The following is a 12480-nucleotide window of genomic DNA, read 5'->3' as shown; positions in this document are numbered from 1 at the left end:
GCGTGGCCCTCACGGCACCGCCCTCACAGCAACAGCAGCACCGCGGCGCCCGGCAGCAGCCACCACCACAGGCTGCGCGGCACGTCGAACTGCTGGGTCGCGCCCCACGGGCCGGTGAAGCCGTCGGCCTGCTGCGTGCGCACGCGCAGGAAGTAGCGGCCGGGGGCAGGGCGCGACAACACCAGCTCGGGCAGGTTCTCGCGCCGCTCCAGCACCAGCTGCGTGAAGGCGGCATCGGTCGCGACCTGCACGTCGTAGGCGTCGTCGCTGCTGCGGGCGCGCCAGCGGAACACCAGTTGCCCGCCCTCGTCCTTCGGCGGTGCGAGCGTGGCCGGCGGTGGCGTCTCGCGCAGCTCGAAGCTGCTGGCGTCGCTGAACGGGCCGGGGTCGTCGCCGGCGGCGATGCTCGCGATGCGCCAGTGGTAGCGGCCGGGCGGCAACGCGAGGCCGAGCCGCTCGCCGCTCACGTCGCCGCGGTCGACACGCACCGTCTCGAAGCGCGCATCGTCGGCCACCTGCAGGTGGTAGCGCTGCGCGGCGGCGGCCTTCGTCCAGCTGAACTCGACGCGCTCGCCGTAGGCATGCCCTTCGTCGCGCGGTTCGGTGGTGAAGGGCGGCTCCGGCCGCGCCTTCAGCGTGAACGCGAGCTGCGAGCTGCGGCCCTCCAGGCCCTGCGCGTCGCGCGCGCGCACCTGCAGCAGGTAGCGGCCGTCGGGCAGGTCGGCCCATTGCGCGGCGGGCTCGGTGAAGCTGCCGTCGAGCAGACGCTGGTTCAAGCTCTGGTCGGCGAACACCTGGGCGCGGTAGCCGACCGCACCGGCGAGGGTCGGCCACGAGAAGCGCAGCGGCACGCGCTCGTAGCGGGTCGGCAGCGTCGACAGGCCCGGCGCCGCCGGCAAGGGCTTCACCGGCGTGGCGCCGGTCGCACCGGCGACCATGCCGAAGCCGTCGGCGATGGTCGCGACCGGCTTGCGGCCGCTGCTGGCCGCGACGCGCCCCTCGGTGACTTCGGCCGCGGTGCTGCCGGCCGCCACGCGCACGCGGAACTCGGTGCCGCGCACGCCCAGCGTCAGCACCGGCGTGCGGATGTCGTAGGCCGAGCCGCGGGTGCGCTGCGGATTGACGCGCGATTCCGCCTCGCCCGCGTCGAGCGTCAGCTGCGAGCGCGTGACGCCGCTGTGGCCGAACATCAGCAGCGAATCCATGCGCAGCTGCGAGCCGCCGGAGACCAGCACGCGCGTCGAATCCGCGAGGCGCAGCGTGAGGCTCGCGTCGGGCTCGGTGCGCAGCAGGTCACCGGGCTGCAACGTGTCGCCGACCACCAGCGCGATGCGCTCGCCGGCGCGCTCGCGCTGCGCACTGCCCGACAGGAAGGCGACGCTCGCGACCGTCGCCTCGGCGCGCAGCCAGGCCACCGGCAGGCGCAGCTGGCGGCCCGGCTCGAGCCGCTTCGGGTCGGCGACCTGGTTCAGGCGCTGCAGCCGCTGCCAGCCGGCACCGGGCGCGAGGTAGCTGTTGGCGATGCTGTAGAGGGTGTCGCCGGGGACGACGCGGTAGACCCAGTCGGTCGCCGGCGCAGCGGTCGGCGCGGAGGCTGATTCAGCAGCCGCAGAGGCCTCGGCCGCGTGGCCGGTGCCGGTGCAGAGGAGCATCAGGCAAGCAATGGCCGCTGCAACGCCGCGGGCGTTGCGCATCGCACTCCCAGCCGGCGAACGGGACATCGTGTGCCTCCCTCGGAACCGATGAAGCCGGGCGCGTCTATGCGGCCAAGCCCTGACCCGGCCCAGAGCGCGGAAAGATAGCATGGGCCGACAGCTCCGTGCCCACTCGATGACCCCCACTCCTGCCCCTTACCCGCACCTTCTCGCCCCGCTCGACCTCGGCTTCATGACGCTGCCCAACCGCGTGCTGATGGGCAGCATGCACACCGGCCTCGAAGACGGCCGCAAGCACTTCCCGGCGATGGCCGCGTTCTTCGCCGAGCGGGCGCGCGGTGGCGTCGGGCTGATGGTGACCGGCGGCTTCGCGCCCAACATCGCTGGCTGGACCAAGCCGTTCGCCGGCATGCTGGCCAGCAGCGGTGCGGCACGCCGCCACCGCGAGGTGACCGGCGCGGTGCATGCCGAAGGCGGCCGCATCGCGCTGCAGATCCTGCACACCGGGCGCTACGGCTACCACCCGTTCTGCGTCGCGCCGTCGCGCATCCCCTCGCCGATCTCGCCGTTCACGCCGCGCGAGCTGTCGGCGCGCGGCATCGAGCGGCAGATCCGTGCCTTCGTGCGCTGCGCGCTGCTGGCGCGCGAGGCCGGCTACGACGGCGTCGAGATCATGGGCAGCGAGGGCTACCTGATCAACCAGTTCCTGGTGACGCACACCAACCACCGGACCGACGACTGGGGCGGCTCGTACGAGAACCGCATGCGGCTGCCGGTCGAGATCGTGCGCCGCGTGCGCGAGGCGGTCGGGCCGGATTTCATCCTGATCTACCGGCTGTCGATGATCGACCTGATCCCCGACGGCAGCAGCTGGCCCGAGGTGGTCGCGCTCGCGAAGGCGGTCACGCAGGCCGGCGCGACGATCCTGAACACCGGCATCGGCTGGCACGAGGCGCGGGTGCCGACGATCGCCACCAGCGTGCCGCGCGGCGCGTTCGCATCGGTCACGCAGACCATGCGCCGCGAGCTGCGCGCCGCTGGCCTCACGATCCCGCTGGTCACCAGCAACCGCATCAACACACCCGAGGTCGCCGAGCAGCTGCTGGCCGACGGCTGTGCCGACCTGGTGAGCCTGGCGCGCCCGCTGCTCGCCGATCCGGAGTTCGTCAACAAGGCCGCAGCGAGAAGGCCGGAGTCGATCAACACCTGCATCGCCTGCAACCAGGCCTGCCTCGACCATGCGTTCAAGGCGCAGCTCGCGACCTGCCTGGTCAACCCGCGGGCCGCGCGCGAGACGGTGCTGGTGCAGCGGCCGGCGCGGCAGCGGCGCCGCGTCGCGGTGGTGGGCGCCGGGCCGGCCGGGCTGGCGGCGGCCTGCACGCTGGCCGAGCGCGGCCATGCGGTCGACCTGTTCGATTCGGCGGCCGAGATCGGCGGGCAGTTCAACCTCGCGCGGCGCGTGCCGGGCAAGGAGGAATTCTCCGAGACGCTGCGCTACTTCGGCCAGCGGCTGCAGGCGGCCGGCGTCGCGCTGCACCTGAACACCCGGGCCACCGCCGGCTTGCTGGTGGCGGGCGACTACGACCGCGTGCTGCTCGCCACCGGCGTGACGCCGCGCGACCCGAAGATCCCCGGCCAGGAGCTGCCGCACGTGCTGAGCTACCTCGACGTGCTGCTGCAGCGCAAGCCGGTCGGCGACAAGGTGGCGGTGATCGGCGCCGGCGGCATCGGCTTCGACGTCGCGGAGTTCCTCGTCACGCCGCCGGGGCACTCGCCGACGATGAACCTCGCCGAGTGGCGCGCCGAATGGGGCGTGGCCGATCCGTCCGAGGTGCGCGGCGGCGTCGTGCCGGCGCGGCCGGCGCCGCCCGCGCGCCAGGTGGTGCTGCTGCAGCGCAAGCCCGGCAAGCTCGGCAAGGGGCTGGGCAAGACGACCGGCTGGATCCACCGCGCGGCGCTGCAGATGAAGCAGGTCGAGATGATCGGCGGCGTCAACTACGAGCGCATCACGCCGCAGGGCTTGTTCGTCACGTATGGAGAACAGCGGCGCGATGGCCAACTGATCGAGTGCGACACCGTCGTGCTGTGCGCCGGCCAGGTGCCGCTGCGCGAACTGCTGGAACCCTTGCGCGCCTCGGGTGTGGACGCTGACTTGATCGGCGGCGCCGACGAAGCGAGCGAGCTCGACGCGAAGCGCGCCATCGATCAAGGCACACGGATTGCCCTGGCGCTTGAATGAGCCGTCTGTTGCGCACCGCCTTCGTCACCCTGCTGTTCTGCCTCACCGGCCTGGGGGGCTGCGCCAGCCTGCCGCCGCCGCAGCCGCGCCCGCCGGTGCAGGCGCTGGCCGATCCGGAGAACACCGCACTCGGCAAGTTCGTCGCGGCCAATGCGCCGGCGCCCGGCATTTCGGGCTTCCGGGTGCTGGCCTCGGGCGAGGATGCGTTCGCCGCGCTGAGCGCGCTGGCCGATCGCGCGCAGAAGACGCTCGACCTGCAGTACTACCTGATCCACAGCGATGAATCGTCGCGTGCGCTGATGCAGCGCGTGCGTGCGGCGGCTGACCGCGGCGTGCGCGTGCGGCTGCTGATCGACGACCTGAACACCGCCGGCCAGGACGACGCGCTGATGCGCCTGACGCAGCACCCGCGCATCGAGGTGCGGCTGTACAACCCGTTCCCGTCCGGCCGCATCGCGACGCTGAGCCGCGTGATGGCCTCGCTGACCGACGCCGGCCGCATCAACCACCGGATGCACAACAAGATGTTCGTCGCCGACAACGCGCTGGCTGCGACCGGCGGGCGCAACCTCGGCGACGCCTACTTCGTGCAGAGCGCGCAGAGCAACTTCCTCGACATCGACGTGCTGGTGGCCGGGCCGGCCGTGCGCGCGCTGTCGGCGGTGTTCGACGGCTTCTGGAACGACCCGCTGGCCTACCCGATCGGCGTGGTGACCGGCCAGCCGGCGGCCGCACCGGCCCCGGCCAGCGAGGCCTCGGCGCCCGACCATCCCGCGAGCGCGCTGGCCGGCGAGGCGGCGGCCTCGGCACCGGCCATCGTCGCCGCGGCCGCGAAATCGCCGCTCGGCAGCGAGCTGGCGCGCAACCAGCTGAAGCTGGTGTGGGCGCCGTCGCGCGTGCTGGCCGACAAGCCGACCAAGGCCAGCGCGCCCGCCACCGAAGAGACGCCCGCGCCGCCGCGGGAGGTGATCAGCGACGACGTCGAGGGCCTGCTGCGCGGCGCGCGCAGCGAGATCGTGCTGATTTCGCCGTACTTCGTGCCGGGCGCGCGCGGCATGGCGCTGATCGAGGACCTGAAGCGCCGCGGCGTGCACCTGCGCGTGCTGACCAATTCGCTGGCCACCACCGACGCGCCGGCGGTGCACATCGGCTACGCGCGCTACCGCGAGCAGATGCTGAAGGCCGGCGTCGAGCTGCGCGAACTGCGCGTGCACCTGGACCTGCCGCGCAGCAAGGTCGGCTCGTTCGGCTCGTCGCAGGCCTCGCTGCATGCGAAGGTGCTGGTGATCGACCAGCGCGACGTGCTGATCGGCTCGATGAACATGGACCCGCGCTCGGCCCGGCTGAACACCGAGATGGGCGTGGTCATGCACAGCCCCGAGATCGCGCGCCAGCTGCTGCAGCTCCACGACGAGGTCGCCAGCGCCAACAGCTGGCGGCTGTCGCTCGACCCCGACGGCCGGCTGCTGTGGACGCTGTCGCCGCCCGGCGGCGGCGCGCCGCAGGTGCTGACCAGCGAACCCGAGGCGAGCCTGTGGCTCAAGCTCACGGTGAAGCTGCTGTCGCCGTTCGCGCCGGAGGAGATGTTGTGAACACGCGTGTTGTGAACAAGGGAATCCGCGGCCGCATTTCACGCTGATTTCACGACCCCATCACCAATCCCGCTTGCGGCACTGAGATGATGCCGCCCGTGCGCCGTCGACAGCATGGCGCGGATGGGGGAGGGGGAACCCGTGGGATTGAATCGAAAGCAATGGGCCGGCATCGCCGTCGCGGTGGTGCTGGTGGCCGGTGGGATCGTGGCCGCGACGATCGGCTGGTCGCGCTACGGCGGCAGCATCAATGCGCTGGAGGTGGACCTGGAGCACCCGCAGGCCTATGTGTCGACGCCGGCACTGTCGCGCCTGCCGCGCGACCTGATCAAGGCGCCGGTGCTGCGCGACGTGCTGACCGAAGACTTCGCTTTCTATTACGAAGAGCATGAAAGCCGCCTCGGCCTGCAGGGCGCGCTGAAGCGCATCGCGTTCGAGCACGACACCACGCTCGGCGACAAGCTGATCGAGCTGGCGCTCGACGAGCCGGCCGAGATGGCGTTCTGGACCGATGCCAAGGGCGCGCCGCGCCACTGGGTGATGGCGATGACGCGCGGCGTGCTGGCCCGCACGCTGCAGGGCGCCGCCGCGCTCGCCACCAACGACCGCCAGTTCAGCGTGATCGCGCAGGTCCGCGTCAACGGCGACACGCTGCCGGTCTACGCGCTGACGCTGTCGTCGCGGCGCACGCTGGCGCTGGTCGCGCAGGGCAACCGCGTGGTCGTGCTGAGCGATCCGGGCCTGCTGTTCGATGGCGAGCGCCAGGCCGACGCCCATTCGCGCGACATCGTCGCCGCGCTGCTGTCGGCCGATGCGAAAACGCAGGCGGTGTACCGCCGCGGCTTCGGTCTCGGCGAGCCCGGCAACGCCCACACGATCGTCGCCGACGCGCGGTTGATGTCGTTCGGCTACCAGCACTTCTTCCCCGGCCTGCGGGCCTTGCGCTTCGACGTGGCACCCGGTGGTGCGGTGCTGGCCACCAAGCTGCGCGTCGATGGCCTCGCGGCGCTGCCGGCCGCCCCGGCCGACCGTGCGCTGTGGTCGGCCGTGCCCGCCAACCCGGCCGCCTGCACGCTGCTGCCGGCCGACTGGACGCGCGCCCGGGCGGTGGCCGGCGCGACCGGCTGGCCGGCGCTGGCCGACCAGCTGGACGGGCCGGCGGCGATCTGCTGGTACCCGCGCTCGCAGTTCCACACGCCGCTCGTCGTCGCGCAGTTGCGCGAGGGCGCCGCCGACCCGTCGGCCACGCTCGACGCGCTGACCGGCTGGCTGCTGCCAGCCAAGGCGGCCGCGCTGTCACCGGCTGCCCGCACCGGTGCCCAGCGCTGGCAGCGCGAGGTCAGCGCGCCGTGGGGCCCGCATGGCGACGCGGCCGCCACCACCTACCGGCCGACGCTCGCGCGCCAGGGCCGCTGGCTCACCTTCTCGCCCGACGATGCGCTGGTCGACCAGGCGCTGGATGCGCAGGCGCGCCGCTTCCCGAGCGTGGCCGACAGCCTGCCGGTCGGGCCGGCGACGCTGGCCGTGATCGCGCCGCGCCAGGTGGCCGACCTGGCCCGGCGCGAGGCCTTCGAGGTGCTGCCGCCGGAGCAGGAGCTGTTCCGCCGCGCGGCCGAGCGCCAATTGGTGCCACGCCTCGACGCGCTCGGCAAGCTGCCGACGGCCCGCGCAGTGGCGGCCGGCACGCCGGACGCCGAAGGCTGGGTCGCGGTCGAGTGGCAGTCGTTGTCGGCCTTGAAGACGCGCTGATGTCGCACGCCCCCTTCACGCGGCGCGCGCTGCTGCTGGCCGGCGCGCTGCTCGCCACCGGCAGCCGCGCGGCACCCGCGCAACTCGACCGCGCGCAGTCGCAGCGTTTCCGCGACTGGATGACGCTGCTGATCCATGCGCAGATCGAGCGCGGCCCGACGCCGCGCTGGACGCACCGCGACTGCGCCGGCCTGGTGCGCTTCGCGGTGGCCGAATCGCTGCGCGAGCACGACCTGGCCTGGCGGCGCGCCAACGGCCTGCTCGGCATGCGGCTGCCGCCCGACCTCGACACCGGCAGCACCCAGCAGCTGCGCCATGCCTGGCGGCGCGCCGACGGCACGCGCGATGCGTTCGTCGGTGCGCTCGAGCTGGTGCAGGAGAACACCCGCCCGGTCGCACGCCAGCTGACGCAGGCGGTGGCCGGCGACCTGCTGTTCTACGACTTCGGCGACGAGCAGCACCTGATGGTCTGGATGGGCCGCTACATCGCGTACCACACCGGGCGCATCGAGCCCAACGACAACGGCCTGCGCGCGGTGCGCGCCGACCAGCTCCTCGGATGGAAGGACACGCGCTGGCGGCCTTCCGACGACAACCCCAACTTCTCGGGCGTCCATCGACTGGCGTTCCTCGCATGAAGAACCTGACCAAGATTTCCTGGCCTGTCCTCGCTCTCGCCGCGCTGCTGGCGCTGCCGCCCGCCGGGTCGGCCGCACCTGCGCCCGCGGGGCCGGTCCCGCTGCCCAATGCCTGGGCGCCGTTCTCCGGCGAGCCCTTCTTCCTGCTGTCCGATGCGACCTTCGGCAGCGCCGACATCGCGAAGGTGCGGCTCGAGGTCAACTCGCCGCAGATGCTGGAGCAGGCCGGCGGCGTCGACGTGCTGGTCTACCGCATCCCGCAGCCGCTCGATTTCCTGCAGCGCCAGAAGAACCTGCACCGCGTGCAGGTCGATGCGCGGCCGGCCGAGCCGGGGCTGTCGAACACGCTGACCCACCTGTGGGACAACTGGGCCGTCAAGTCGCGCCTCGCGTGGCAGAAGCTGTTCTCGAACGACGCGCGCCTGGCCGTCACCGCGCAGGCGCCGGAGCTGAAGACGCCGAAGGCGCTGAGGCAGCCGTCCACCTTCGAGGAGCCGCCGCAGTTCAAGCCGATCGCCGGCCTCGCGGTGATCGAGCGCTTCCGCTACCCGGTGCAGGCCGCCAAGCCGATCGAGCCGCCGAAGGACCTGAAGCTCGCCGGCAGCAGCAGCGAGTTCATCAACCCGTCGCAGGGCAACGTCTGGGTGCCGATCGGCAAGCGCGCGCCGGGGCTGTACCTGGTCGAGGCGATCGCCGGCCAGCACCGCGCGACGACGCTGCTGTTCGTCAGCGACACCGTCGCGCTGACCAAGGTCTCCGGCGAGCAGATGCTGGTGTGGGCAGCGCAGCGCGGCAACGGCGCCGCGGTGCCGAAGACCCGCGTCGTCTGGACCGACGGCATCGGCGTGCTGAAGAGCGGCGCGGCCGACGCACAGGGCCTGGTGCGGCTCGACCGCAAGGCGCCCGAGCAGACCTACCTGTTCGGCGAGGACCCGGCGGGCGGCGTCTTCGTTTCCGAAAACTTCTACTACGACAGTGAGATCTACGCGGCCAAGGTCTACGCCGTGACCGACCGCCCGCTGTACCGCCCCGGCGACTGGGTGCAGGTGAAGGTGAGCGGCCGCGAGTTCCGCAGCGCCCGCGAATCGGTGAGCCTGAAGGACGGGCCGCTGACGCTGCAGGCGCTCGACCCGGCCGGCCAGGTGATCGCGACGCAGTCGCTGCGCTTCAGCGGCACGCAGGGGGCCGACACCCGCTTCGCGCTGCCCGACAACGCGGCGGCCGGCGGCTACGAGCTGCGCCTCGCGATGGGCGACGACGTCTACACCGCGGCCTTCCGCGTCGCCGACTACCAGAAGCCGCATTTCGAGATCACGCTGCTGGCCGACAAGCCCGGCTTCGCGACCGGCGAACGCGTCAGCGGCAAGCTGCAGCTGAACTACCCGGACGGCAAGCCGGTCGCGCATGCCCGCGTCAGCCTGACGGCGCGCGCGCAGAAGTTGACGATGGTCGAAGGCGAACTCGACTACGGCGGCCAGTTCCCGCTGAAGCTGACGCAGGACGAGCTGCAGACCGATGGCAGCGGCGTCGCGAGCTTCTCGCTGCCGCCGACCGACCAGCCGAGCCGCTACATCCTGACGGCGCTCGCGACCGATGGCGCGGCCTGGCGCGTGCGCACGTCGAAAGAGATCCTGATCGAGCGCGGCAGCGGGTCGTACAAGCTGACGCCGGACCGCCAGTTCTCGAAGCCCGACGAGCCGGTCGCGTTCACGGTGAGTGCCGGTGCGCAATCGACGGCCGACGCGGCGCGCCCGGCGCGCTGGGAATGGCTGCGGCTCGAGAACCGCGCGAAGGAATCGGGCGCCATGCCGGCCGGCGACGTGCTGAACCTGCGCTTCCCGCAGCCCGGGGCCTACACCGTGTCGCTGCGCGATGACAAGGGCCGCCTCGTCGGCGCCGCCAGCCACTGGGTCAGTGGCGACGGCCTGAAGGCGCCCGCCGGCAGCATCACGATGGTGTTCAACCGCGCCGCCTACCGCGCCGGCGACACCGCCGAGCTGTTGCTCAGCTTCCCGGAGCCGATCGACAACGCGCTGCTGACGCTGGAGCGCGACCGCGTCGAAGCGACCGCCGTGCTCGGCGAATCGGCCGACTGGGTCAAGAGCGAGCGCCTCGGCCCGACGCAATGGAAGCTGACGCTGCCGGTGCGCGAGGAGATGAGCCCGAACATGACGGTGTCGGTCGCCTACGTGAAGAACGGCGACTACGTGTTCCAGAACCAGGGCCTGCTGGTCGAGCAGCCGCGCATCGCACTCGGGCTGCGCACCGACAAGCCGGTCTATGCACCGGGCGAGCTGGTCACGGTCGACGTCGACACGCGGCTCGGCGGCAAGCCGGTGGCGGCCGAGGTCGCGGTCGGCGTGGTCGACGAGATGATCTACGTGCTGCAGCCGGAGATCGCGCCCGGCATCGAGGAGTTCTTCTACCACCCGCGCCGCAACAACGTGCGTACCAGCGCCAGCCTGTCGTTCATCGGCTACGACCTTGCCACCAGCAAGCTCGGCGTGCTGCCGTCGTCGCGCCAGGTGAACCAGCGCGCGGTGAAGGTGCTGGAGCGGCCGCGCCGCGACAACGTCGACACGGCGGCCTGGGAGCCGCGGCTGTCGACCGATGTGCAGGGCCATGCGCGCTTCACGTTCCGCATGCCCGATTCGCTGACGCGCTGGCGCATCACCGCACGGGCGATGCAGGCCGGCGGCGCGGTCGGCCAGCAGGTCGGCTGGGTGCGCTCGGACAAGCCGTTCTATGCCAAGTGGACCAGCCCCGACTGGCAGCGCGAGGGCGACCGCGCGCAGGCATCGATCGCGCTGTTCAACCAGACCGGCCAGCCGGCGCGCATCGAATGGGAAGCGCGCGGCGCGGGCGTCGAGCGCAAGGACACGCTGAGCGTGCAGCCGGGCATCAACTTCATCGCGCTGCCGATCGCGGCCGACCGCGTCGGTGCCGCCGGCGTCAGCCTGGTGCTGCGCCAGGACGGCCGCGTCGTCGACCAGCTCGACACCACGCTGCAGCGCCTGCCGGTGGCCTGGCGCGCGCCGCGCGAGCAGGTGCTGGACATGGCGGCGGGCAGTGCGGCCTTGAAGCTGCCGGCGGATGCGACCCGCGTGCGCGTGGCCTTCGCGCAAGACCCTGCCGCCGGTGCCTTCAACCGCTGGATGGAGGAGTTGATCGACTTCCCGTACGGCTGCGTCGAGCAGACGGCGAGCCGCATGCTGCCGCTGTCGATCGCGCTGCAGTCGCTGTCGCCGGCCCAGCAGCCGTTGGCGCCGCAGCTGACGCAGAGGTTGTCGACGGCGCGGCTGTCGCTCGCGCAGATGGCCGGCCCGCAGGCGCGCTTCGGCTGGTGGGGGCGCGGCATGAGCGACGACGCGTTCCTGACCGCGTACGCCTACTACGCCGACTGGCGCGCGACGCAGGCGCTGCGCACCAGCCTGCCCGACGAGCACTGGGAGCGGCTGCTCGACGTGTATGCGAAGGAGGGCAGCGCGCTGCCGCCGCTCCAGCGCGCACTCGCGCTGTCGTGGATGCAGGAGATGGGCTTGTCGGTGGGCGCGATGAACGCCAGCCTGGTCGAGCAGCTGGCCGCACAGGAGGCGGGTGCCGCACCGGGCGAAGCGCAGCGCGGCAGCTGGGTGATGACGGAAGATCCTGCCGCCGGCTCGCGCGACATCGCGCTGGTGCTCGCGGTCGACACCGCGCAGCGTGCCAAGGGTTCGGTCGCGGCCGACCAGCGCGCGGCCGCCGATGCGGCCGCCGCGCGCCTCGGCGGATCGACCTCGCCGTTCGTGCAATCGCTGCTGATGGCGACGCGCCGCAGCGGCACCGAGAAGGCCGGCGAGCTGCTCGGCCAGGTGGGCGCCGGCATGCCGACCTTCGACCGCTCGCAGACGCTGTTGTGGCTGCAGCGCGCGCTCGGCCGCAAGCCTGACGCCGCCGTCTCCGATGTGGCGCTGGCCGCACCGTGGCAGCGCAGCGTCGGCAGCAGCGGCGACGTGGTGTGGACCTTGCCCGCGGGCGCGGCGCTGCCGGCCACGCTGGCCTTGCCGGCCGGTGGCAAGGCGGCCTGGGCCTACGTCAGCTACGAGAGCAGCGAAGCGCAGGCGCCGGTGTTGCCGGTGAGCATCAAGCGCACGCTGTGGCGCGTGGTGACGGCGCCGAAGCCGGCAGCGGCGTCGCAACCGGCGGGACAACAGGCCTCCCCTGACAACGCGCGCATGAACGTCACGCTGGAACGGGTCGAGCCCGGCACGCCGCTGGACACCAACACGCTGTACCTGGACCAGGTCACGCTCGGTGCGCCGAAGGCGATGCGCTGGGCGCTGCTCGAGGTGGCGCTGCCGCCCGGCGCCGCGGTCGAGTCCAGCACCTGGGGCCTGGACCTGAGCGGCCAGCCGCTGGAACGTGCGCAGCACGAGCCGACGGCGCAGGGCTATGCGGTGCCGGTCGAGAAGCTGGAGGCCGGCGGCACGGTCACGCTGCGCCACCTGGTGCGCTTCGCGCAGCGCGGCCAGTTCAAGCTGCCGCCGGCGCGCGTGCACCGCATGTACCAGCCGGAGGCCAAGGGCGTTGACGGCAGCGGTGCCTGGTCGACGGTCGAGGTCCGCTGA

At 72.5% G+C, this 12480-nt stretch carries 6 protein-coding genes; 5 read left to right on the top strand and 1 reads right to left on the bottom strand.

The features are described 5' to 3' along the window. Positions 1-23: 23 nt before the first annotated feature. A complete protein-coding gene (locus BUE42_RS23615; RefSeq protein WP_159445483.1) occupies positions 24-1721 on the bottom strand; it encodes a FecR family protein in 1698 nt (565 codons plus the stop codon). 109 nt (positions 1722-1830) lie between these two features. Here BUE42_RS23615 and BUE42_RS23610 point away from each other — a divergent pair, with 109 nt between their 5' ends. The 5 genes from BUE42_RS23610 to BUE42_RS23590 all read left to right on the top strand — a co-directional run bounded on the left by BUE42_RS23610 (position 1831) and on the right by BUE42_RS23590 (position 12480). Beyond that, positions 1831-3894: an NADPH-dependent 2,4-dienoyl-CoA reductase gene (locus BUE42_RS23610; protein WP_073467739.1), complete on the top strand. Its 2064-nt coding sequence runs from the start codon at positions 1831-1833 to the stop codon at positions 3892-3894. After that, a complete protein-coding gene (locus BUE42_RS23605; RefSeq protein ID WP_073467738.1) occupies positions 3891-5486 on the top strand; it encodes a phospholipase D-like domain-containing protein in 1596 nt (531 codons plus the stop codon). The genes BUE42_RS23610 and BUE42_RS23605 overlap by 4 nt, the downstream gene beginning before the upstream one ends. Before the next feature lie 141 nt (positions 5487-5627). Further along, positions 5628-7235: a DUF2138 family protein gene (locus tag BUE42_RS23600; protein WP_159445482.1), complete on the top strand. Its 1608-nt coding sequence runs from the start codon at positions 5628-5630 to the stop codon at positions 7233-7235. Beyond that, positions 7235-7873 carry a DUF1175 family protein gene (locus BUE42_RS23595; protein WP_073467736.1) on the top strand — a complete coding sequence of 213 codons (639 nt, stop codon included), beginning with the start codon at positions 7235-7237 and terminating at the stop codon, positions 7871-7873. Before BUE42_RS23600 ends, BUE42_RS23595 begins: the two co-directional genes overlap by 1 nt. Then, a complete protein-coding gene (locus BUE42_RS23590; protein ID WP_073467735.1) occupies positions 7870-12480 on the top strand; it encodes an alpha-2-macroglobulin family protein in 4611 nt (1536 codons plus the stop codon). The genes BUE42_RS23595 and BUE42_RS23590 overlap by 4 nt, the downstream gene beginning before the upstream one ends.

This window comes from Rhizobacter sp. OV335, assembly GCF_900142965.1.
Classification (GTDB): Bacteria; Pseudomonadota; Gammaproteobacteria; order Burkholderiales; family Burkholderiaceae_C; genus Rhizobacter.
This window is presented reverse-complemented; position numbering and strand designations above follow the sequence as displayed.